Annotated in this window: 20 protein-coding genes and 1 riboswitch; of the genes, 6 read left to right on the forward strand and 14 right to left on the reverse strand. The window is 28.4% G+C overall.

Annotation, left to right across the window (positions count from 1 at the left end):
- Nucleotides 1-5: 5 nt before the first annotated feature.
- Complete coding sequence (locus Q3287_RS10160; protein WP_407964033.1) at nt 6-1,070, reverse strand: CapA family protein; 1,065 nt, start codon at nt 1,068-1,070, stop codon at nt 6-8.
- Nucleotides 1,071-1,354: 284 nt separating this feature from the next.
- Here Q3287_RS10160 and Q3287_RS10165 point away from each other — a divergent pair, with 284 nt between their 5' ends.
- Nucleotides 1,355-1,525, forward strand: a complete 171-nt coding sequence (locus Q3287_RS10165; RefSeq protein WP_009888017.1) for a DUF362 domain-containing protein — start codon at nt 1,355-1,357, stop codon at nt 1,523-1,525.
- 170 nt (nt 1,526-1,695) lie between these two features.
- On the opposite strand, the gene Q3287_RS10170 is transcribed toward Q3287_RS10165, so the two are convergent.
- Nucleotides 1,696-2,235, reverse strand: coding sequence for an FmdE family protein (locus Q3287_RS10170; RefSeq protein ID WP_407964034.1), 540 nt, complete (start codon nt 2,233-2,235; stop codon nt 1,696-1,698).
- A 140-nt stretch (nt 2,236-2,375) separates the two neighbouring features.
- Nucleotides 2,376-3,008 (reverse strand): redox-sensing transcriptional repressor Rex, encoded by a 633-nt coding sequence (locus Q3287_RS10175; protein WP_021382595.1) that lies wholly within the window; start codon nt 3,006-3,008, stop codon nt 2,376-2,378.
- Nucleotides 3,009-3,143: 135 nt separating this feature from the next.
- On the opposite strand from Q3287_RS10175, the gene Q3287_RS10180 reads away from it, so the two are divergent.
- Both Q3287_RS10180 and Q3287_RS10185 read left to right on the forward strand, forming a co-directional pair.
- On the forward strand, nt 3,144-5,057 hold the full coding sequence (locus tag Q3287_RS10180; protein WP_054275603.1) for an ABC-F family ATP-binding cassette domain-containing protein: 1,914 nt from the start codon (nt 3,144-3,146) through the stop codon (nt 5,055-5,057).
- Between the two features lie 15 nt (nt 5,058-5,072).
- Complete coding sequence (locus tag Q3287_RS10185) at nt 5,073-6,449, forward strand: MATE family efflux transporter (protein WP_407814225.1); 1,377 nt, start codon at nt 5,073-5,075, stop codon at nt 6,447-6,449.
- Between the two features lie 99 nt (nt 6,450-6,548).
- Here Q3287_RS10185 and Q3287_RS10190 read toward each other — a convergent pair whose 3' ends face one another.
- The gene (locus Q3287_RS10190) at nt 6,549-7,199 is read right to left on the reverse strand and encodes a Crp/Fnr family transcriptional regulator (RefSeq protein WP_054268737.1); all 651 of its coding nucleotides are present in this window, start codon (nt 7,197-7,199) and stop codon (nt 6,549-6,551) included.
- A gap of 466 nt (nt 7,200-7,665) precedes the next feature.
- Here Q3287_RS10190 and Q3287_RS10195 point away from each other — a divergent pair, with 466 nt between their 5' ends.
- The 3 genes from Q3287_RS10195 to Q3287_RS10205 all read left to right on the forward strand — a co-directional run bounded on the left by Q3287_RS10195 (nt 7,666) and on the right by Q3287_RS10205 (nt 12,652).
- Nucleotides 7,666-9,678, forward strand: a complete 2,013-nt coding sequence (locus Q3287_RS10195) for a sigma-54 interaction domain-containing protein (protein ID WP_407964035.1) — start codon at nt 7,666-7,668, stop codon at nt 9,676-9,678.
- 367 nt (nt 9,679-10,045) lie between these two features.
- A complete protein-coding gene (locus Q3287_RS10200) occupies nt 10,046-11,266 on the forward strand; it encodes a M20 family metallopeptidase (protein ID WP_054268735.1) in 1,221 nt (406 codons plus the stop codon).
- Nucleotides 11,267-11,302: 36 nt separating this feature from the next.
- Nucleotides 11,303-12,652 (forward strand): APC family permease, encoded by a 1,350-nt coding sequence (locus Q3287_RS10205; protein WP_074178114.1) that lies wholly within the window; start codon nt 11,303-11,305, stop codon nt 12,650-12,652.
- A gap of 85 nt (nt 12,653-12,737) precedes the next feature.
- On the opposite strand, the gene Q3287_RS10210 is transcribed toward Q3287_RS10205, so the two are convergent.
- From Q3287_RS10210 to Q3287_RS10255, 10 genes are all read right to left on the reverse strand, one after another.
- Nucleotides 12,738-13,205 carry a VOC family protein gene (locus Q3287_RS10210; RefSeq protein WP_407964036.1) on the reverse strand — a complete coding sequence of 156 codons (468 nt, stop codon included), beginning with the start codon at nt 13,203-13,205 and terminating at the stop codon, nt 12,738-12,740.
- A gap of 387 nt (nt 13,206-13,592) precedes the next feature.
- Nucleotides 13,593-14,543: a 4-hydroxyphenylacetate decarboxylase activase gene (gene hpdA, locus Q3287_RS10215; protein ID WP_054268732.1), complete on the reverse strand. Its 951-nt coding sequence runs from the start codon at nt 14,541-14,543 to the stop codon at nt 13,593-13,595.
- On the reverse strand, nt 14,536-14,793 hold the full coding sequence (hpdC, locus tag Q3287_RS10220) for a 4-hydroxyphenylacetate decarboxylase small subunit (protein WP_054275595.1): 258 nt from the start codon (nt 14,791-14,793) through the stop codon (nt 14,536-14,538). The genes hpdA and hpdC overlap by 8 nt, the downstream gene beginning before the upstream one ends.
- A 3-nt stretch (nt 14,794-14,796) precedes the next feature.
- Nucleotides 14,797-17,505 (reverse strand): 4-hydroxyphenylacetate decarboxylase large subunit, encoded by a 2,709-nt coding sequence (hpdB, locus tag Q3287_RS10225; protein WP_407964037.1) that lies wholly within the window; start codon nt 17,503-17,505, stop codon nt 14,797-14,799.
- Nucleotides 17,506-17,786: 281 nt separating this feature from the next.
- Nucleotides 17,787-18,803, reverse strand: a complete 1,017-nt coding sequence (tsaD, locus tag Q3287_RS10230) for a tRNA (adenosine(37)-N6)-threonylcarbamoyltransferase complex transferase subunit TsaD (RefSeq protein ID WP_054268729.1) — start codon at nt 18,801-18,803, stop codon at nt 17,787-17,789.
- A gap of 5 nt (nt 18,804-18,808) precedes the next feature.
- On the reverse strand, nt 18,809-19,285 hold the full coding sequence (gene rimI, locus Q3287_RS10235; RefSeq protein WP_054268728.1) for a ribosomal protein S18-alanine N-acetyltransferase: 477 nt from the start codon (nt 19,283-19,285) through the stop codon (nt 18,809-18,811).
- On the reverse strand, nt 19,275-19,991 hold the full coding sequence (tsaB, locus tag Q3287_RS10240) for a tRNA (adenosine(37)-N6)-threonylcarbamoyltransferase complex dimerization subunit type 1 TsaB (protein WP_054275593.1): 717 nt from the start codon (nt 19,989-19,991) through the stop codon (nt 19,275-19,277). Before tsaB ends, rimI begins: the two co-directional genes overlap by 11 nt.
- Nucleotides 19,991-20,443: a tRNA (adenosine(37)-N6)-threonylcarbamoyltransferase complex ATPase subunit type 1 TsaE gene (tsaE, locus tag Q3287_RS10245; RefSeq protein ID WP_054268726.1), complete on the reverse strand. Its 453-nt coding sequence runs from the start codon at nt 20,441-20,443 to the stop codon at nt 19,991-19,993. The genes tsaB and tsaE overlap by 1 nt, the downstream gene beginning before the upstream one ends.
- A gap of 137 nt (nt 20,444-20,580) precedes the next feature.
- Nucleotides 20,581-21,621: a DUF4116 domain-containing protein gene (locus Q3287_RS10250; protein WP_407964038.1), complete on the reverse strand. Its 1,041-nt coding sequence runs from the start codon at nt 21,619-21,621 to the stop codon at nt 20,581-20,583.
- Nucleotides 21,622-21,957: 336 nt separating this feature from the next.
- Nucleotides 21,958-22,563, reverse strand: coding sequence for an ECF transporter S component (locus tag Q3287_RS10255; RefSeq protein WP_054268724.1), 606 nt, complete (start codon nt 22,561-22,563; stop codon nt 21,958-21,960).
- 123 nt (nt 22,564-22,686) lie between these two features.
- Nucleotides 22,687-22,804: riboswitch (FMN riboswitch) on the reverse strand.
- Nucleotides 22,805-22,820 lie beyond the last annotated feature (16 nt).

The raw sequence follows: 22,820 nt of genomic DNA on the forward strand, positions 1-22,820 counted from the left end.
ACATTTTATTTATTCAAATCTTTACTTATTTTTTCTAGTTTATTTAAAACTCTATCTTTCTCACTTCCATCCAGCACTTTTGGTTGATAATTGTTTCTAGAACTACTAGATGTTATTGATGTTGGTATTATATTTGGCTCTTTAATTGAAGTTAATTTGTCATCTGAAAAAGAAAAAGTCTGTTGATATATATAGCTATCTGTATCAGAAGGATTCTTATTTCCTCCAAAACAAAAATTTCCTAAACTATAAGCTATGTACTTATCTTTATATTTTTCTATACCTTGAATGACATGTGGATGAGAACCCATAACTAAATCAGCTCCCTTATCTATTACATAATGAGCAAAATCTTTTTGTTTTTTATCTGGATAATAATCTAATTCTATACCCCAGTGAAAATACACCACAACAACATCTGATTTTTTCTTTAGTGCCTTAATATCATCTTCCATTTGTTTTAAATTCTTTTCATTATATTCAGTTGATAATCCATTATATCCTAATAAGCCTACCTTAATTCCTTTAACATCTATAACAGCATCTTTACCCAGACCAAAATAGTTTATTTTATTTTCATCTAATATAAACTGTGTATCTTTCATTCCTTCTTCAAAATAATCTTCTGAATGGTTATTTGCGATACTTACTGCCTCTACACTTCCAGATTTCAAAATATTTACATACCCTGGAGTCCCTTTAAATGCAAATTTCTTTTCTTTTGCATTTGATGCAGTAGTAAGTGGTCCTTCCAAATTAACTACTGTTAAATCATCTTTTTCAAATATAGGTTTTACATTTTTAAGAAAATAATCATAATCTTCTACTTGTCTTTTAAATTCATGGTCAAAACTACCATAATAAGATGACCCTTTATAGTTTCCCATAGTTACATCACCAGCAAAACTTATAGTTATGTCTTTTTTTACAGGCTCTTTTTTTTCTTCAACCTTACTTTGGCTATTTTTAGAATCCTTTTTAATATTGCTTTCCTTATTTGGATTATTAGAACATCCTACTACAAATAACACTATACTCATAATACATATGTAAACTAATTTATTTTTCATATTAAACCCCCTTTGTATTAATAGTTTTTAAGATAAAATATACTTTTTTAGAGTATAACATTTTTAAATAGAATCGATACCCTATTCTTTAACTTTAATTTTATTTTTAAAATAAGCCCCTTTAAGATAAATAAAAATATAAGCAGATTAAACTTTATTGTAAAACTTTCAAACAAGAATATCACAATAAAGTTTTTGTTGTAGAATTAATTTAATTGTTATATTCAATAATATTTGTTATAATGTTATTGAATTACAATACATATAAAAGGGAGGATTTCAAAATGGCATATAAAATTACTGACGCTTGTATAAGCTGTGGTGCTTGTGAGGCTGAATGCCCTGTTAGCTGTATATCAGCTGGAGACGACGCATATGTTATAGATGCTGGTTCTTGTATAGACTGTGGTTCTTGTGCAGGAGCTTGTCCTGTAGATGCACCTCAACCAGAATAATAATTCGTTATTCATAAAGAGACTGATTTTATTTTATCAATATTAATCAGTCTCTTTTTAATTATGTATAATTCAAGTATCATAATTTATATAATTTGTTATATTCTATATATTTCTCTTCTTACATATACTATTAATCTACATTTAGATACTTTTAATTTAATATAAATTTAATCCTCTTCATAAAATCTTTCATATTTATCAAAGCAATCAAGGCATACTTTTTTATTTTCTTGAATCCTTATATACTGCTCAGGTGCAAATTCACCACATACTTCACATTTAAGAGATTTAAATATTCTTGCTTTTTCAGGAAGTTTTAGCTTTGTATCTGTAATCTCAAATATATCTTCAAAATCACTTTCTAATAAGTATTTTTTATACGCTTCTCTGTCCATGTCAAACGGTTTAGTTTTTACATATATTCTTATAGATTTTCCATTTTCTCTATTAAAGAAATGATATACCGATTTTCCAGTCAGCCTAAGTAGTAAATTTCCTTTGCCCATTGTACAGCTTAGCACTACTTGTATACCATCTACCCCACAGGCATCACTTTCAGAAATGCATACAATTTCCTCATCTCCTGATTGTTTACATCCTAAGTATTCTCTTGCTGCAAGTGCTGCTTTAAATCCTATAGCCAAACCTGGACATTCATGCCCATGAAATTCAATAGCCTTTGACCATAATTCCTCCACTAAAATCACTCTCCTTAAATATTATTTATATAAATTATTTAAATCTTTATTTTATCCTAATACTTCAAAAAGCCAGAGGATTTAATATTAAATCGTCTGACTTTCTCAATACTTCTCATAACTACTGATTATTAATATGTTTAAGTTGTCTACTTTCCTTCTTTCATTAAATATGATAAGGTAAATAAGCTTTCTGTTAGGTTTACATTTTCAACTATAACACCTTTCGGAACTTCTAAGTCTAATGGCGCGAAATTCCACACCCCTTTTATTCCAGCTTTTACAACTCTATTAATAACTTCCTGCGCTCCATTTTTAGGTATACATAATACAGCAATATCTATATCATTATTTTTTATAAAGTCTTCTAAAGTATCTGAATCTAATACTTCAAATTCTCTTATCTTTAAACCTATCATTCTAGGATTTGCATCAAATAAAGCTTTTATCTCGAATCCAGCTTTTCTAAATCCTGCATAATTGGCTATGGCTTGTCCTAAGTTACCTGCTCCTACAAGAACTGCGTTGTATGGTCGATCCAATCCAAGAATTTTACCTATCTCAGTATGAAGAGCCTCCACGTTATAACCATATCCTTGTTGTCCAAATCCACCAAAGTTGTTTAGGTCTTGTCTTATTTGAGAAGCAGTAAAACCTATTATATCACTCAATTCTTTAGAAGATATTCTTTGTATATCCCTATCTAATAAGTCTCCAAGATATCTATGATATTTTGGGAGCCTTCTTATAACTGCCATTGATATATTTTTATTTCCCAACATCTTCACCTCCTAAAAGTGTCCTCTTTTTTGTTTGATTCACAATAAAATATTTCTTTTTCAAAACTAATACATATAACCTTGATTATATTATATCAAAACATTATAATTTTAGATAGTTCAAGGAGGTAGAAATTTATGATTGTTTTGTCATGTAATAACTTAAATAAAAGTTTTGGTATAGATTCTATATTAGAAAATATTAGTTTTACAGTAAATGAAGGCGATAAAATTGGTATAATCGGGGTTAATGGTACTGGAAAAACTACTTTATTTAAAATAATTTCAGGAATTTATGGTTATGATAGTGGAGATATTTACACTTCTAAAGATTGTGAAATCGGATATTTAGAACAAAATACCAATTTTTATTCGGATAATACTATTTTAGAAGAAGTGTTAGAAGTTTTTAAAAATTTGATAGAGATGGAATCTTATCTAAGAGAATTAGAGGTTAAAATCTCAGAAGAAAGTACAAAAACAGACTCTCCAATTCTAGAAAAAATAATGGACGAATATTCACATAAACTGGAATTATTTTCAGATTTAAATGGATATGGTTATAAATCTGAAGCCAAAGGTGTTTTAAAAGGATTAGGATTTAGTGAAAATGATATGGATAAACCAATAAGTATACTTTCTGGTGGTGAAAAAACTAGAGTTCTTTTAGGAAAATTACTTCTTAAAAAACCAACTTTATTGTTACTTGATGAACCGACTAACCACTTAGATTCTGAAGCTATAGAATGGTTGGAAGTATTTTTAAAACAATATAAAGGTACTGTTATGTTAATATCTCATGATAGATATTTCCTAGACCAATCTGTAAATAGAATTTTTGAGGTTCATAATAAAAGACTTAAAGTATATAATGGTAACTACTCTAAATTTGTTGAGTTATCTAAAGTAGAAAAAGAATTAGAACTTAAAAAATTTGAAGACCAGCAAAAAGAAATAAAAAAGCAGGAAGAATCAATAGAAAGACTTAAAGCTTATGGTAGAGAAAAACATCTAAAACGTGCAAGAAGTAAAGAAAAAGCATTGGATAAAGTAGATGTTCTAGATAAGCCAGAAGCTTATAGAAAAAAAGCTCGTATACAATTTACTCCTTCTGTTCAGAGTGGTAATGATGTTCTTCAAATCAGAGATGTATCCATGGGTTATGGGGAAAGAATACTTTTTAAAGATTTGGATTTAGATATATATAGAGGAGAAAAGGTAGCTCTTATTGGTGCAAATGGTATTGGTAAATCTACATTATTTAAAATAATAACTAACGAATTACAACCTCTTAGTGGTAATATTAAATTTGGGACTAATGTACACGTTTCTTACTTCCATCAGGAACAAAAAACCCTTAATTTAGATAACACAATAATTGATGAGATTTGGGAAAATAATACGCATCTTACTCAAACTACCTTGAGAAATATGTTAGGAGCATTTTTATTTGTTGATGAAGAAGTTTTTAAAAAGATTTCTACATTAAGTGGTGGAGAAAGAGCTAGAGTTGCCATACTTAAACTTATATTATCAAATGCAAATCTATTATTATTAGATGAGCCTACTAACCACCTAGATATTGATTCTAAAGAAGTTCTTGAAGAGGCATTAACTAATTATGATGGGACTATATTTACAATATCACATGATAGATATTTTCTAAATACAGTTGTTGATAAGATTTTAGTTTTAGATGAAAATGGAGTTACTGAGTACCTAGGAAATTATGATTATTATATTGATAAAAAAAGGCAAATCCAAGAGATGAGTCTTATAGAAGAAAAAGAAGAAAAAACTAGAACTCAAATAAAAGATGAAAAAAGAAAAGAAAGAGAACAAAGAGAAGTAGAAAAAAAGAATAGAATAAAAAGACAAAATATAGAAAAAGAAATTGAAAAGTTAGAACTTAAAATTGAAGAATTAGATATACTTTTATGTCAAGAAGAAGTATACTCTAATCCAGATAAGGCTAAAGAAGTTAGCCAAGAAAAAATTAATTTAGAAAATAACCTTGCCTCTCTATATGATGAGTGGGAAGAATTTATGTAAAAAGGAGAGGATTATTTGCAAGAACTATTTTCTTTAAAAGACGAAAATAAAAGATTTTATAAAATACTTCTATCTTTATGTATACCTATTATCATACAGAACTTAATTTCTACTTCTGTAAATGTAATAGATACAGTTATGATAAGTAGTTTGGGGGAGGTATCTGTAGCTTCAGTTGGAGTTGCAAACCAGTTTTTCTTTCTTTTTAATATGTCCTTATCTGGTATTACAGGAGGAGCTGGAGTTTTTATTTCACAATTTTATGGAAAGAAAGATATCAGTAATATAAGAAAAGTTACAGGTCTTACTTGTGTATTGGCCATTGTCCTAAGTTTTGTATTTGTTATTCCTGCTTTACTAACACCAGAACCAATTATACACATATTTTCTTATGATTCAGAAGTTGTAAAACTTTGTATAGATTACTTTAGTATTGCAGTATTTAGCTATCCATTAATAGCTATAAGTACAGTATTTAGTACTGGTTCCAGAGGTGTTAGAAATCCTAAGTTAGGTATGATTTGTAGCGCATTTGCTCTTGTAACAAATGTTGTTTTAAATTATGGATTTATATTTGGTAATTTTGGTCTTCCTGCATTGGGTGTAAAAGGTGCAGCATTAGCAACTGTTATTGCTAGAATATGTGAACTAATTTTAATGATTACTTACGTTTATTTTTACAAAAAGGACTATATATTAAAATTCGGTTTGAAAAATTTAAAAGCTATTGATAAGATTTTTATAAAATCTTTTTCATCAAAAAGCTTTCCTATATTTGTAAATGACTCTGTATGGGCAGTTGGAACTGTTCTGTATTCTGTTGCATATGCAAGAGCAGGTACATCAGCCATAGCAGCAAGTCAAATAGCAACCAGCACAGGTAATTTTTTCATAATGACAGCTGTATGTATTGCATCTGGTGCATCTATTATGCTTGGAAATGAACTTGGGGCTGACCATATTAAAAGAGCTATTGAGTATGCTAAAAAGTTTTCTATACTGGTATTTTTAGCTGGCTTAATACTTGGAATTATTTTAATTTTAAATATACCATTATTATTAAAGATGTTTAGTGTCTCTGATAGTTTATCTTCTGATATAACTAAGATATTCTTCATAATGGGAGTACTAATGGCTCTTAAATCCTTTAATACATTAGTCATAATTGGTATTTTAAGAAGTGGTGGAGACACTAAATATGCTCTATTTTTAGAATTAGGATGTATGTGGTTAGCTTCTATCCCTTTAACTTTTATAGCTGCATTTAAAGGAGCTCCTATATTTATTCTTGTTCTACTCACTTATAGTGAAGAAGTAGTTAAATTTATATTTGGTGTTCCTAGAGCCTTATCTAAAAAGTGGGCTATTAATATAGTAAAGGAAATTGACTAATAACGATACTATACCTTATAAGTATATAATATTTATAAACAGTCTCATTGAAAACAATTAAGATATTTTTTATTTTCAATGAGACTATTTCTATATCCTCTATTCATCTTCCAAAAACTCTTTTACTTCAAATGACAACCTATGTAATTCATCATAATTTAAAATCTCATATGTATTGCTTATTTTTTTTATTATCCCCTTCTCAGTTAATTTTAATAGCGAATAATACCTACTTTTTCTACTAATAGAATATATTTCACTAAAATGGCGAATAGCTTTTATATTGCAGACATTATTTTCTTGTTTTTTAAAAATACAATATGCAATAACTTCTGTGCAAGAAAATAACTCTCTTACCATTCTAGTTTTATATAGCTCATATATTCTTCTTGTGCATTTGCTATGAAATAGTGCAATAAAATCTGGTTTAAGATAAAATTCTTCAAAGATATGTTTCTCAAATCGAAATAATTTTATATTGGTCTTTGCAAATATATCGCATTTCAAATTATGTTCATATATATAACTGATTTTACCTATAAATTCATTTTCAGGTACAATGTCAACAAGAAATTTATTTCCCCCTCTAGTCGTACATTCTACTAAAGCAACTCCCTCTATTATGAAAAATACTTCTTGTAAATCTTTATCTGATGCTACAAATCTCTGACCTTTTTTATATTCAACAATTGATACTTGATTTAAATTATTTTTAATAATTGGGTATATGCTTGTTTTTTCTGCTTTCATCAAAGTTCTCCTTTATAGTATATTGTATAAAACGTTTTATTTATATATTTAAATTTATATTATTTTTAATAAAAGATACTATTACTATTAAATTAATCTTGACAAATCCATTCTACTCACGCAGAATAAACTTATACATATATATTTTCATACATTATTTATTTTAATACAATTCTATATTTATGAAATTATTTTATCAATAGAATTTATTAAAATAAATTTTTTAGGTGTATATTATAATTTAATCGAATAGAAATGAAAAATATACATACAGTTTTAATTTTAAGCAACAATTAGGGGGATTTGGTGACAAGATTTAATTATAAGTAAGAAAGTGTCTTAAGGTGACTTTTATAAAGTCATGGATAGACACTTTCTTTTTTATTTGATAAATTTAAATTATAAAAATTATATAGCCCTATACAAGCATTTTATTAGAGGCTATCTATTATATAAGGAGAAGTTAATGAAAAAATCAGTTGCGTTGGTAAATGATAGTAGAAAAGATTTAATAGATTTTTTAGAAAATAATTTAAAATTAGTTTTTGGAGATTATATAAATATTAACAGATACTTTATAGATGAAATAAATGATAATGACATTATAAATGATGATGTGATATTAGTAATGTCAGTAGAAAGATTAGATAAAATCATAAATAATATATTAGATAAGAAAAAAGTTATTGTGATAAGAAGAACTTTTAAGGAAGATAAAATATATAATTTATTATCTTTACCACAGGGAACAAATGCTCTAATCGTAAATGATTCCGATGAAACTACTCTAGAAACTATAAGTTTGTTTTATAAAATCGGAGTAACTAATATCAGACCAATCCCATATATGAATGACAATACTTATAAAGATATAAAGATAGCTATAACTCCAGGAGTTCCAGAAAAAGTACCTAGCTTTATCTCAGATATATTTGATTTAGGCCATAGATATATAGATATATCAACTTTTATAGAAATAATAAACTTATTACAAATTGATTCAAAAGAAATACAATCTAAGCTAGTAAAATATTCAGAGGAGATAATAAGTCTGGATACTGGTATAAAAGATAAATATAAAGAACTGTTCTTAAAAATAGAAGAATTAGATACAATATTAAACTTGTCAAAGGATGGCATACTATTTACTTCAAAAGATGGTGAAATAAATACATATAATAGTAAAGTAAAAGGCATCTTAGACATAAAAGAAGATATATATGGAAAGCATATTGAAGAAATATTTACAGATAGTTTAAAGGTTTTATTAAATGAAAAAGAAATACTGGACAAAGTTATTATATTCAATAAAAAATATATAAATGTAAATAAAAAAAATATATACAATAGAGATGAAAAGATGGGTACATACTATAGTTTACAAGAAATAACATATATAAAAAAATTAGAACAAAATCTTACTAAGAAATTAAGGGAAAAGGGACAAATAGCAAAATATACATTTAAAGATATAAAAACAGATAGCCCTAAGATGATTGAATGCATAGATTTAGCTAAGAAAGTTTCTAAGTCTGACCTAAGTATACTTATCAGAGGCGAAAGTGGAACTGGTAAAGAACTAATAGCTCAATCTATTCATAATAATTCAAATAGAAAAAATCAGCCCTTTATAGCAGTAAATTGTGCGGCCGTCCCTGAGAATTTACTAGAAAGTCAGTTATTTGGATATGATAAGGGAACTTTTACTGGAGGTCTAAAAGATGGAAAGCAAGGATTATTCGAACTTGCTAATAATGGGACAATTTTCTTAGATGAAATAGGCGATATGCCTTTAGAATTACAAACAAAACTACTTCGAGTTCTTCAAGAAAAACAAATAATGCCAGTTGGCTCTCACAATGTAATTAATATAGATGTTAGAATCATATCTGCTACAAACAAAAACTTAGAACAAATGATTGATAAGAGCCAGTTTAGGGAGGATTTATATTATAGATTAAATACAATTCCAATAAACATCCCTCCTCTAAGAGAAAGAAAAGAAGATATATTAATTATCATGGAAGATTTAATTAATAAGAAATTAGTAATTACACCAGAGGCCAAAAAGCTTATACAAAACTATACATGGAAAGGTAATATAAGAGAACTCCAAAACGTAACATCTTATTTAAATATTATGTGTGATGATATTATACTAGAAAAAGATTTACCCCCAAATTTAAGAACTTTAAATAACAAAAATTCATCATTAAAATTAAAATATAATAAAAATGATATATTAAATATACTTGAGATATTAATTTTAAATAAGGAATCAGATGTTGGAATTGGTAGAGGACTAATTTTAAAGATATTACTAGATAAAAATATCCAAATCACAGAAGGTAAAATTAAAAAAATATTTGAATATCTGAAAAAAGAAGAACTTATAATTTGTGGTTCAGGGAGATATGGAAGTAAAATAACTCAACAAGGAGAAGACTTTTACAATAAATTAAAATATGAAAGTTTGTAAACTTATAATATATTAAACAAAGAAATCTATTCAGGTGCAAGACGCTTCCTCAATAGATTTTTTATTTTTCAAATGTGTAAATATAGTACATTATTTCATGTGTAATCAATAGGAATTAATAGGAATAGGATAAGTTTAATAATTCCTATTATTTTTATATAGGCTAATATATAAGCTTATTCTTATTTAAAACAATACTTTTTTTGGAAAATTGCAATAAAATAATCATTTTTATATTTTGTCAACAAATAAATGATTATTTTATTGCAAAATTCTTATAAAAAACAAAATTTATTCCTTAAAAATTATGGCACAATAATTGCTACTATAATTAACCAAACAATAAAAAGTAATTGGAGGAATAAAAATGCAACAGGCTTTAAAATTAGAATATCAAACTAAAGAATTAGAAAAAGATTTTGTAATAGAAAATTGTAATTCTATAAAACCTTGGCTAATAAATGTAAGAAGAGAATTGCACAAAATTCCAGAATTGGCTCTTGAAGAAAACCTTACCAAGCAAAAAGTCATTTCTTATTTAGAAGAAATAGGAATTGATTATATTGAATTTACAAAACACAATGGGATTATGGCATATATTTTAAAAGAAAATGCAGATAAAACTATTTGTATAAGAGCGGATATGGATGCCCTTCCTATAGAAGAAGAAAATAATATACCTTATAAATCAATACATTCTGGAAAAATGCATGCTTGTGGTCATGATGCACATACAACTATGCTACTTGGAGCGTGTAAAGTTTTACATTCAATAAAAGATAGATTAAACGTAAATGTAAAGTTCTTATTTCAACCAGCAGAAGAAGGCTTTGGAGGAGCAAAATTCTTAGTTGAAGATGGATGTCTAGAAAATCCTAAAGCTGATTATATATTTGGACTTCATGTTATGCCACATATTGAGACAGGATTTATTGAAACAAAGTATGACACATTAAATGCTAGTGTTGACACTATAACGATAAATGTTAAAGGCAAAAGAGCTCATGGTGCATACCCTGAAAATGGTATTGACGCAATAGTTACAGCATCACAAATTGTTACATCCTTACAAACTATAATAAGTAGAAACTTAGAACCAAATAATGCTGCTGTTTTAACTATAGGTAAAATATATGGTGGTGATGCACACAATGTAATATGTGAAGATGTAAAACTAGAAGGCACTTTAAGAACTTTAAATGGCAAAACAAGAAACTTTATGATTGATAAGATATCTAAGATTGTTGAAGACACTGCATCTGCATTTGGATGTGTTGGAACATTGCATGTAAGTGATGAAAATTATCCAGCTGTTATAAATGAAAAGGAATTAGTAAATACTGTTATCTCAAGTACTAAAGAATTATTTGGAGAAGAAAAATTTATATTAAGACCAAACCCTTCTTTAGGTGGTGAAGATTTTTCTTTTTATACAGAACATTGCAAGGGGGCATTCTTTCATTTAGGCTGTAAAAATGAAGAAAAGGGATTAATTTCACCTCTACATACATCTAGCTTTAATATAGATGAGAATTGTCTTCCAATAGGTGTTATGATGCATGTAATGAATACTTTATATTTTAATTAATACAGTAATTAATAAAAGAATAGGAGATAAATTAATATGGAAAAGGCTAAAAAATTAGGGTTATTTAGTATGATATTATTAGGAATTAATAGTATAATAGGTTCAGGTATATTCTTACTACCAGGTAAAGTTTATAACCTAGCAAGTCAAAACAGTATATTTATATACATTTTTGCTACAATTTTAGTTCTATCAATACTTTTATGTTTTGCAGAAGTTGGAAGTATGTTTGATAAAAATGGTGGTGCATATCTATATTCCAAAAAAGCATTTGGAGATTTTATAGGCTTTGAAGTTGGTACCATGTCTTGGGTTATAAGAATTATATCATGGTCTACTCTAGCAGTAGGATTTGCAACAGCTTTAGGTTCATTTTGGCCAGAAGCTGCAACTGAATACAAGGGCTATATAGCAGCAGTATTAGTAACACTACTTTCTATAAATAGTTTATTTGGAATTAAAAGTACAAAGATAATGAATAATGTAATAACTATAGCTAAATTAGTACCACTAATAGTTTTTGTAATAGTCGGAATATTCTTTATAAAATTTGAAAATATTGCCCCTTCAGGTAACGTAGTTAACTCTAGCATGGGACCAGCTATCATATTGGTATTTTACGCATTTACTGGATTTGAATCATTTATCGTAGCAAGTGGAGAAATGGAAAACCCTAAAAAAAATCTTCCAATTGCCTTAATAACTACAATATTTATATGTGCAATAATTTATATTTTAATTCAAGTTGTCTGTATGGGTATACTTGGAGATAAACTCTTTGAAAATAGTATTCCAATTGCAGATGCTTCAAGTGTGTTTTTAGGTAACTATGGTAAGGTATTTATATCTGTAGCTACATTAATATCTATATTTGGTATAAATATAGGTTCTTCAATAGTAACTCCTAAATGTGGTTCTTCTCTAGCAGAAGAAGGTTCTCTTCCAGCATTTATAGGAAAAACAAATAAATATGATGCTCCATATGTAGCAATAATTATATCTTTAATTTGTTGTATACCACTTGTATTGACTGGAAGTTTTGAACAACTTGCAGTAATGAGCGTAATTGCAAGATTTGCTCAGTATATCCCAACTTGTTTGTCAGTAATAGTTTTAAGAAAAAGAACAGATATTCAAGGCTCTTTTAAGATTCCATTTGGTCCAGTTATACCAATAGTAGCTATTTTAGGTAGTTTATGGTTGTTACAACAAGCTTGGGCAGAAGATATGGCAAAACCTATAACTCAAAATAGAGTTTTAATAGGATTAGGAGCAATGTTATTAATAGCCCCTCTATACATATTTATGAAAAAAAACAAGGGAATTGAGTTTGAAGATAAAGCAGAGAATTCAAAATTATATATTTCTAGAGAAAAAATTCAATAACATTTTATAGATTATTTAGAGAATATAATAAATAAAGGCGAAAGCATAGATTTGCTAACGCCTTTATTTTAATATAAGCTATCACCTAGTTTAAAGCTGATTCAATATATTCAATAGTTACATCCATTCTTTTAGCCACCTCATTCATTGAAAGTCCACTATCTAAAAAACGTCTACATACAGATGATATAGTTTCCCCAACCTCAATAATATGACCATCTAAATCATAAAATCTAATTGCTCTTTGACCCCAACTATGTTCTACAACCAGATGAATATAATTTATATCTTTCATTGTACTCAATCTTTCAACAAAAGTATCAAAATATTCTTCTTCAAAATATAACTCTGCATCATTTCCATTGAATTGTACTTCATTATCACTCTTATTAATAAACTCTAACCAAAGTTTTTTTTCTTGTAATGATATATTACCTTCTAACACAACATTTTCTCCAAAATCACAGGTTACATTTAATCCTAAAACATCATAATAAAACTTTTTTGATTTCTCAATATCTTTAACCACTATTAAAGCATTTACAAACTTCATATTACCTCCTTGATATACATATATTTTATTTATATCTTATAAATAAAATTAAACTATATAGATTTCAATAGGATATTATATAAATAAAGAAATTACAAACCTTATTGAAATAGTTTAGTTGATTGTATCATATAGTACATATTTTAATCTTGTAAAAAACGGACATCTATAATACTCTCTATACTTTTTGTACCTTTCATTGATAATTGATTTTAGTTGTTTATAAAATAGATTCTATTAAATTTTTTCATATTCATGCTTTACCATATTACATTTACTACAATAAAGTAAACGTAATATATCTTCTAATCATAATTTAAACTATATAAAAAGGATGTCACTCTAGCTTTTAGTGTAACATCCTTTTTAATCTTATATTATTTACTTTTAGAAAGCTGTCTCATGACCAACATAACAAGCTATACCATTATCCAAAAATATATCTTGTAACTCTTCAAGATGCTCTTCATCAACATCTCCCTTATCAGAATACTCATACTCCTTACCTAATTGAATCCACTTTGATTCTCCTAGCCTATGAAATGGTAATAGGTTAATCTCTACCAAATTGTTTTTGTGCATAAAAGATATAATATCACTTATATTTTCAGTACTATCGTTAAATCCTGCTATAACTGGAACTCTAAGTACCAATCTTCCTTTCCAGTCAGAGTTAGCAAGATTTGATACGTTTTCCAATATTAAATCATTGTACACACCGGTTTGCTCTTTGTGTTTTTCTCTATCCATATGCTTTATATCAATAAATGCAAAATCAATATCTTTAAATATTTTATTAAAAATTTCATTGGAAACACATGCACTCGTCTCAATAGCAGTGTGTACATTTATCTCATGACATTTCAATAATACTTCATGTAAAAATTCATGTTGAAGTAGTGGTTCTCCCCCACTAAATGTTACTCCTCCATTACTTCTCCAATTATTAGAATCACGTTTAATTACTCTTATAAGTTCATCTACAGTATAAGGCTTCGCACATAACTTAAACGCATTGTAATAACATGAGTTGACACATTCAAAGCTTTCACAGTCTTTACATATGTTCCAATCTATAATTGGCTTATTATCAAGATTAAAACTCAATGCACCTTTTTTACATTTACCATGACATACAGTACACCCATCTTCATATTTACAAGATAACTCACTAAACATCATATGGGGTCTTACAGTCCAACTTTCAGGATTTGCACACCATTTACAACTAAGTGGACATCCATTTAAAAATACAGTTGTTCTGCAACCTGGTCCATCATGAACTGAAAAGCTTTGTACATCAAAAATCATACCTGCTAGTTGATTTTGTCTACTCATTAAACATATGTCCTTCACAAGTAATTGCATTTAATGTTGAATATACCCAGTCTTCCTTTTCAAGACCAACACATTTGCCTATACCTTCATCATTAACATCAACGAAATTTTTACAATTTTTACATTTTGGCATCACTTTTAATTCTTCACAAGCTTCATCATCTAAGTTAAGCATTTGTTTTGATAGTCTACAAATTCCTTTTGTAGCATCTACTGCACAAAAATTCATACAATCACTATGTTTTTTCATATTTTACACCCCTTCATACTCTGTTCTAGCAATTACTTCATCCTGTATTGGTTTTCCTAATTCACACCAGTATTGAGTAAATCCAGCAACACGCACCATCAATTGACGATAATTATCAGGATTTTTCTGTGCTTCTTTTAACGTTTTTGAATCCACAACATTGTATTGTATATGGAAGCCACCTTTTCTTAAGTAACTTCTTGTTAAGTCTAATAGTTTTTTAGTACCTTGTTGTCCTTTAATAGTTGTTGGGTGAAGTTTTAAATTCATTTGAGAATTTTGAACTACTGCTTGGTCCCAAATAGTTGCAGACTCAAATAATGCATAAACACCATTTTTATCAGTTCCTGCATATGCAGAGACTGAACCATCTGAATATGTTGTTCCACTTAATCTACCATCTGGAGTAGCTAAAGTGGCAGCTCCTTGTGGCCCATGTGTAGAAACAGATATTTGACAAGGATACATTTTTTTAGCATATAAAGATTGTGCTTCTTCACACACTTTTGCTAACCATACTTCATAGTTTTTAAGAATGCTATCTGCATACAAATCATTATTTCCATATTTAGGTGCATCAAGACAGGCCTTATAGATAGCATCATATTTACCAGTTTTATCTACTTTTACTTGGTCTGCCATAGAATAGTTTCCAACCTCTAAAGCATCTTTAAATCCAAAGTTATTCAAAATAGCCTCTTTCATTTCTTCAAGTGTAAATTCTTTATCATCATATACAAGTTTTTTAAGTGCAGCAAATGAATTAACCATAGTAACAGTACCACAAGTTTCTACATTTAATGTCGCATTATAACGGTATCCCATGTTTCCTATATGTTGACCCTTGTCTAAACAATCTGGTTTTAATAGCGAATTTATTACAGAAGTATCAAACTTTCTCCATATATCTAATTCAATATTATTTGCTCTTTCAAGGACATTTATTGCTTGTTTATAATAATCTTTAAATACTTCTACAACCTCTTCATATGTATCTAGAGGTTTATTATGAGGTTCAAATACTTGCACATTCATACGGTAGTCTTTACCATTCATAAGAACAAGTTCTAATATTTTAGGATTAGCTAAAAAATGCACTCCAGAACCAGCTGTTTGCCCTGCTCCACCTGCTATAGAATATGTTTTCCCATTTAAAGTTAACTGTTTCCAACATCCTGGAGATGTTTCTAGACATCCGCCTAGTGCAAAAGCTCTAGCTTCTTCAACAGTCATACCCTCATCGCCAAATTGTCTCATCATGAAAGTTGTCCCATTTGAGTTGTTTACCCATGCTGGATAACCAGAACCAAGCTTTGTACATTCAACAGCCTTCATCAAGAAATCTTCTGGAAGTTTTTCATCATACAACATAGTTAAACTAGGTTGAGGAGTTCTACATCTCATACTTGCTTCTAATAGTAATTCTTCTAATTCATTTGCTCCTGTAGAGCCATCTTCTCTTAGCCCACCTATAGATAATGTGTTAAATGTATTTCCTGATAATACTCCTCCATTTACTCCTGCTGAAGCAAAACAGTCAATACAAGTAATCTTTATTCTATAAAGCTCTAATAATTCAATTACTTCTTCTTTTGTGATTATTCCTTTTTCTATATCTTGCTCATACCAAGGATATAAGATTTGACCAAAGCGCCCTATAGACATACCAGATATAGCATCTTCGTTTACTGATGCTATATGGATTGTATAAGTCAATTGAAGCGCTTCCCTAAATGTACGAGGTTGTTTGTGTGCAATGTGCTCTAATATCTCCACTAAATCTGAATATTCTTTTTTAGCTTCTAAATCTTTCTCTATACTTTCTAAATATTTTGCATGTTTTGCATAATTTAAAATCCAAGTTTGTAGACCCTCAATAACTTGAACAACTGCTTCATAGAAATATAGACGGTCCATTCCAATAAGTCCATCTCCAGATGCGTTTCCTGCAACTGCTTTCTTACATTCTTTTGCCATTTCTATGATTCCATCTAGCCCATAATTCAAAGGATAAAAATAGTTTATAACTTCTCTACCTTGAGGAAGTGTATATCCTGAATCAAACATACAAATAAGTGTACTCATTAATTTTTCTTTTAAATCATAATCTGGCATCATTTTCTCATAATGAAAGCCTAAATCTTCAACTGATCTTCCAACCCATTCCTTAGCCATTTTTACAAGTACAGGTACTTCTTCTTTTCTCATTCCAAATTTACCAGCTATTGAAACAACATTTCCAAAACTCTCAGTTACATTTCCCCCACCAGAACCAAATTTTGTAAGTTCATCTGCTGTGTTACTAGCTAACTTATTTGCTTCTTCTTTCATTTGTTCCCCTTGAGCTACGAAGAAACTCTCACTTACCCAAGGCATTGGGAATGACCCTCTATAGTGGCGTGTTTTTTGCATTACTATCTTCTCGCCTGGTATTATATTTGGTGTCATATGAGAAAAAGCAGATTTAAGAGCTTTAGCTCTTCTAACTACAGGTATATCACCATCTGATTTTCTATATTCTCTATTATACCAATATGGAAATTCCATATCAGCTGTAGACAATGTATTATAATATACATTTAATAAATCATCAGCCCTTTTACTTGCTTTTTTTTCACTAAATTCATCTAAATTTTCTTTATCTTGAAAATTTGCCTTAATATTTTTTGCTTCTAAAATACTTCTTATTTTGTCTTCTTTACTTTGACGCATTTCTTCCCCTCCTTAATCTTTCTATAATTAGTATAAAACTTTTTAATAAGGGAAAAAAAGGGTATATTACCCACTTTTTAAAATAATCTTTCTACAAAAAAATTAAACTTGAAGTAAATTCACACCAAAGATAAACTTTATATCCTAAATGTATTGCAATTCATTAGAATATAAAGGTTATACATCGTTTTACTTCAAGTTTTAACATATACTATATTTATTTTTACTTATATTTATTTTTCTGAAACAATTCTTTAATATATTTATAAATTTATTTCATATTACTGATTTATTTTTAAATTTGGAACTGCATTTAAACTCATATCATGTGTTTTACCATTTATAAAATTATAATATCCTGCACACCCAATCATTGCTGCATTATCTGTGCATAAAATTAAAGGCGGATATTTAACAGTGATACCACTATCTTTTGCAATCTCTGTTATTTTAGCTCTGAGCCCTGAATTAGAAGCAACTCCACCAGAAAGAGTTATAATATTGTAGCCTTTATCTCTTGCTGCTTTTAGTGCTTTAGTAGATAAAACCTCTACCACAGCCTCTTGAAAAGATGCTGCTACATCTTCAACTACTATTTCCTCATTTTTCATTCTTTTTCCATTTAGATAGTTTAACACAGAAGATTTTAATCCACTAAAACTAAAATCATAGCTATCTTCTTCTAAATATGCTCTTGGAAATTCTATAGCATGCTTATTTCCTTTTTTGGCGAGATTATCAATAATAGGTCCTCCTGGATAGCCTAGATTCATCGCTCTTGAAATCTTATCAAATGCTTCTCCAGATGCATCATCTCTAGTTTTTCCTAAGATTTCATACTTACCATAGTCTTTGACCTCAACCAAGTGGGTATGACCTCCAGATACTATTAATGTTATAAAAGGAGGTTTCAAATCCTTATGCTCTATATAGTTTGCACTTAGATGACCTTCTATGTGATTTACTCCTACAAGTGGTATATTCAAAGTATATGCAAGTGCTTTAGCATAAGATAAGCCTACTAGTAAAGCTCCTACCAACCCAGGTCCATATGTAACTGCAATATGGTCTATATCATTAAATCCTATATTTGCTTTATCTAAAGCCTCCTGGACAACTATATCAATATTTTCCACATGTTTTCTTGAGGCTACTTCTGGGACTACACCACCAAACTTTTTATGTGTTTCTATTTGGGTAGAGATTATGTTTGAAAGTACTTCTCTACCATTTTTTAAAACTGATGCAGCTGTTTCATCACAACTACTCTCTATAGCTAATGTTATTATATCACTCATAAACTCTACACCTCCTTTAATTGGTTCCACATTATAATTGCATCTTCTTTATTATCACTGTAGTATTCTTTTCTTATTCCACCCATTTTAAATCCATATTTTCTATATAGATTTTGTGCTATTTTATTTGATGCTCTAACTTCTAATGTCATAGACACAATATTATTGTCTTTGCACAAATCAACTATACCTTTTATCAACTTGTCTCCTATTTTTTTGCCTCTGTAGTCACTATGAACAGCCACATTATTTATATGCCCTTCATCAAGTATAAGCCAAATTCCCACATATCCAACAACTTTTCCATCTAGTTTAGCGACTATATACCTTGCTACTTCATTAGATAACTCTTTTCTAAAAGATTCTTTTGACCAATAATCTTCAAAACAATTTTTTTCTACTTCAAAAACTTCATCTATATCTTTAATAGTCATTTCTTCTATTTTTATATCATCTACTATTAGTTTTGTATTATCTTTCATCATTTAGCCTCTTCATTTTTTCATCGTATTGTACTTCAGCTTGAGATTTTCTGATATACATAGGATTTATTGTATAACAAGTATGTACATCTATATTTTTATTATATTTACTTAATGCCAAAGAACATAAACTTCCTGCATTAGACACATTGTTAACTGGCGAAGGTATTTTTATATTTTTTACATTCTCTAACCTATCTTTATATTTATATACAGCTTCTCCAACTACTATAAATTCTTCATCACTTGATACTATTTCCTCTAATAAAGTATCAAATTCTACAACATTAACACCCTCTAATTCTATTAGCTCTCCATTCTCAAGTTTATATTTAGCTGAATAGACTTGATTCTTCTGTGCATCTAATATACAACATATCTTCCTCTCACATAGATTCATGTTATTTGCTAGGGATTCCAAAGAATTCACTGCTATTATTGGTATATTATTTACATGAGCCATAGCTTTTACTGTAGCCATACCTATTCTAAGACCTGTAAATGAGCCAGGACCTATACATATAGCTAATAAATCTATATCTTTTATACTTAAATCACTCATGTTCAACATACTTTCTATCATTGGCATAAGTTTTTGCGAATGAGTTTTTTTGTTATTTACTGTAAACCCACATATTAAGCTATCATCTTCTACAACTGACACACTTGCTGCCATAGAAGATGTATCCATACCTAGTATTTTCATTATTTAATCAACTCCTCAACTATCTCTTTGTAAAACTCTCCCTTTGGAGTTAATATCATTTCTCTTCCTTCATCTTTATATTTTAATTCTATATTTAAATATTCTTTTGGAAGTATATCTTCTATTAGATTAGCCCATTCAATTATGCAAATTCCATTTGAATTTACATATTCCTCATATCCAATATCATACATTTCATCACTGCTACCTATTCTATATACATCAAAATGATACAAAGGTACTTTGCCTTCATATTCATTTATTATAGTAAAAGTTGGACTTGTTATATAGTCTTTTATGCCTAATGAATCTGCCAAACTTTGTGTCATTGTAGTTTTCCCAGCCCCTAAATCTCCTACTAAACAGATAACACTACCTTCTTTTAAGAGTTTACCTAATTTATATCCTATTTCTCTAGTTTTGCTTTCATTTTCCAAATATATTTTTGCCATTAATTCATCTCCATTTTGATATAATCGTCATGTGAATTTATATCACTGCTTAATTAATTATAGTATAAGCCTCAATTATTATAAAGTACTTCTATTTATCTTTTTTATCTTTCAATATTAATAATCCTATCTAAATCTTATATACATTCTTCAATATAAATCTTCACATATTCCTTTGCCTTGCAATTCTGCTTTAAGGCTTCTCTACATATTTTCTCAGATTGTTCTTTTACATACTTGAGAGATTTATAATTTTCCTTTACTGCTTCAATGCACATTCTCTCTGTTTGATTTTTTATATACATTAACATCTTTCCATTTCGCCTTACAATTTCTATACATATATCTTCTGTATAGCTATCTATGTAACTTAACACATCTTTAATATTGTATCTTTTATCTAGATATCTTATGGCTTTTATACATATTGCTTCTGTCTTATTATTAACGAACTGTAGACTTCTTCCATCTTGTTTGACAGCTTCCATACATATATTATCTGTTTGTTTATTTACATATTGCAATGCCATACCATTTTGATTTACAGCTTCTATACACATTTTATCTGTTTGATTTTTTACATATTGTAGTGCTTTATAATTTTGCCTAATCGCTTCCATACATAATTCTTCGCTCTGCTCTCTAACATATGCAAGACATCTACCATCTTTTTTAATTGCTTCTAAACATATACTTCTTGTTTGAACTTCTAAAGATTTTAAAATACTTACAACATCTATATTAGAAGAACACCTTATTACTTTTATAATAAGCTCATCAGTTTTATTTCTTACATATTTAAGTGCATTACAGTCCTTTTTTATGGCTTCAAGACATATATACTCTGTCTGTTCTTTTACATATTCTAGTGCTTTATAGTTATATCTTATCGCTTCTAAACATAATTCTTCTGTTTGTTCTTTTATATACTCTAGTGCTTTATAATTCTGCCTTATTGCTAGTATACACATTCCATCAGTTTGATTTTTTATATTTTTTAATTCACGATAATCATACTTTACACTTTCCATATTTTCAATATATTCATTTGTAATATACTTTAAAGACTTTTCCAATTTTGAGTTATCAATACCTATATGAATATTTTCCCAATTACTATTAAAATAATACCCTTTATCATCTAAAAATAAATTTTTCAATTTTTTAGATATGTTCATCTATATACACCCCTATCATTATTAAATTAGATATTATTAAAAAATAAAGCATAAATCTTTATTTATTTTTAATAATATCTTTATTTTTTGTTTATTATAAATTCGCTCTGTGTATTATAGATACCTTTTTAGTATTTTAATAGTTAATCGTTTTAATTCTTCCTTTATTTCAAAAATTAAACTTGTCTAAATATTTCTTATTTTATATACAATTTTTGATAAATTAATAAAGCCATAATATATTTAATATATCAATCACAGTGTAGGACTGAAGTTACAAATAAATTATGGCTATTCAATGCGTTTAATTTTAAAATTTTATATTTTCTTGTCTAATTATTTTTTTATTACATTACCCATTTTTTTGTAAAGTGGTAACGTTACTAAGGATATTACAACAGCCTTTAATACATTAAATGGAGCTATCATCCAAATTACAAAAGTAAATAAATCATGAACTTGAGGGTTTATAGCTGAACCTAGACCTATTATAGCATCTAGTCCCATTAATTGCCCATAAAGTGGTAACATTACAAAATAATTCACCAATGAACCAATTATAGTCATAGTTATTGTCCCTAATACAAATCCAATTACTACACCTTTTAAATCTTTACTTCTCTTATATGAATAACAAAGTATAAGTACATAAGAGCCACCAATTAATATATTTGCAAATTCTCCTACTCCTCCAGTTGTTGTCGCTGTTATCATTTGTAGTATATTTTTTACTACAACTACACCAAATCCAACTAATGGTCCTAAAGACATTCCGCCAAATATTGCTGGGATATCTGATAAGTCAATTTTTAAGAAATCTGGAAAAATACCTGGTATTGGTGCTTGAATAAACATCAATAAATAAGATATTGCAGATAAAATTGACATAACCACCAAAGTTCTTGTTGAAATCATATTTCCTCTTTTTACTGTATTTTGCATAACTACTTTCCTCCTAATCAATAGTTTATATTTTTTAGGAAAAACAAAAAACTCGAAGATCCTATCTTCGAGTTTTTATGGACATAGTTTAAACAAACTAAAATAAACTTATTTATATTCCATAAATATCTTCTCTCATCCAGACTTTACTGTCGGCTTTGGAATCTCACCAAATCAACCACCTAAGTAGTTCGCGGGCTATACCGCCGGTAGGGAATTTCGCCCTGCCCCGAAGATCTTCTTTGATTTTTTAATTT

This window comes from Clostridioides sp. GD02404, from assembly GCF_045898275.1.
Lineage (GTDB): Bacteria > Bacillota > Clostridia > Peptostreptococcales > Peptostreptococcaceae > Clostridioides > Clostridioides difficile_A.

Excerpts from the sequence above, each read along its gene's own strand:
- Q3287_RS10165 (WP_009888017.1), top strand. The coding sequence starts at position 1,355 with ATGGCATATAAAATTACTGACGCTTGTATAAGCTGTGGTGCTTGTGAG.
- hpdB (WP_407964037.1), bottom strand. The coding sequence starts at position 17,505 with ATGCGTCAAAGTAAAGAAGACAAAATAAGAAGTATTTTAGAAGCAAAA.
- tsaB (WP_054275593.1), bottom strand. The coding sequence starts at position 19,991 with ATGAAAATACTAGGTATGGATACATCTTCTATGGCAGCAAGTGTGTCA.
- Q3287_RS10160 (WP_407964033.1), bottom strand. The coding sequence starts at position 1,070 with ATGAAAAATAAATTAGTTTACATATGTATTATGAGTATAGTGTTATTT.
- Q3287_RS10255 (WP_054268724.1), bottom strand. The coding sequence starts at position 22,563 with ATGCAAAATACAGTAAAAAGAGGAAATATGATTTCAACAAGAACTTTG.
- rimI (WP_054268728.1), bottom strand. The coding sequence starts at position 19,285 with ATGAAAGATAATACAAAACTAATAGTAGATGATATAAAAATAGAAGAA.
- Q3287_RS10190 (WP_054268737.1), bottom strand. The coding sequence starts at position 7,199 with ATGAAAGCAGAAAAAACAAGCATATACCCAATTATTAAAAATAATTTA.
- Q3287_RS10180 (WP_054275603.1), top strand. The coding sequence starts at position 3,144 with ATGATTGTTTTGTCATGTAATAACTTAAATAAAAGTTTTGGTATAGAT.
- Q3287_RS10250 (WP_407964038.1), bottom strand. The coding sequence starts at position 21,621 with ATGAACATATCTAAAAAATTGAAAAATTTATTTTTAGATGATAAAGGG.
- Q3287_RS10175 (WP_021382595.1), bottom strand. The coding sequence starts at position 3,008 with ATGTTGGGAAATAAAAATATATCAATGGCAGTTATAAGAAGGCTCCCA.
- hpdC (WP_054275595.1), bottom strand. The coding sequence starts at position 14,793 with ATGAAAAAACATAGTGATTGTATGAATTTTTGTGCAGTAGATGCTACA.
- tsaD (WP_054268729.1), bottom strand. The coding sequence starts at position 18,803 with ATGAGTGATATAATAACATTAGCTATAGAGAGTAGTTGTGATGAAACA.
- Q3287_RS10210 (WP_407964036.1), bottom strand. The coding sequence starts at position 13,205 with ATGAAGTTTGTAAATGCTTTAATAGTGGTTAAAGATATTGAGAAATCA.
- tsaE (WP_054268726.1), bottom strand. The coding sequence starts at position 20,443 with ATGGCAAAAATATATTTGGAAAATGAAAGCAAAACTAGAGAAATAGGA.
- Q3287_RS10205 (WP_074178114.1), top strand. The coding sequence starts at position 11,303 with ATGGAAAAGGCTAAAAAATTAGGGTTATTTAGTATGATATTATTAGGA.
- hpdA (WP_054268732.1), bottom strand. The coding sequence starts at position 14,543 with ATGAGTAGACAAAATCAACTAGCAGGTATGATTTTTGATGTACAAAGC.
- Q3287_RS10200 (WP_054268735.1), top strand. The coding sequence starts at position 10,046 with ATGCAACAGGCTTTAAAATTAGAATATCAAACTAAAGAATTAGAAAAA.
- Q3287_RS10195 (WP_407964035.1), top strand. The coding sequence starts at position 7,666 with ATGAAAAAATCAGTTGCGTTGGTAAATGATAGTAGAAAAGATTTAATA.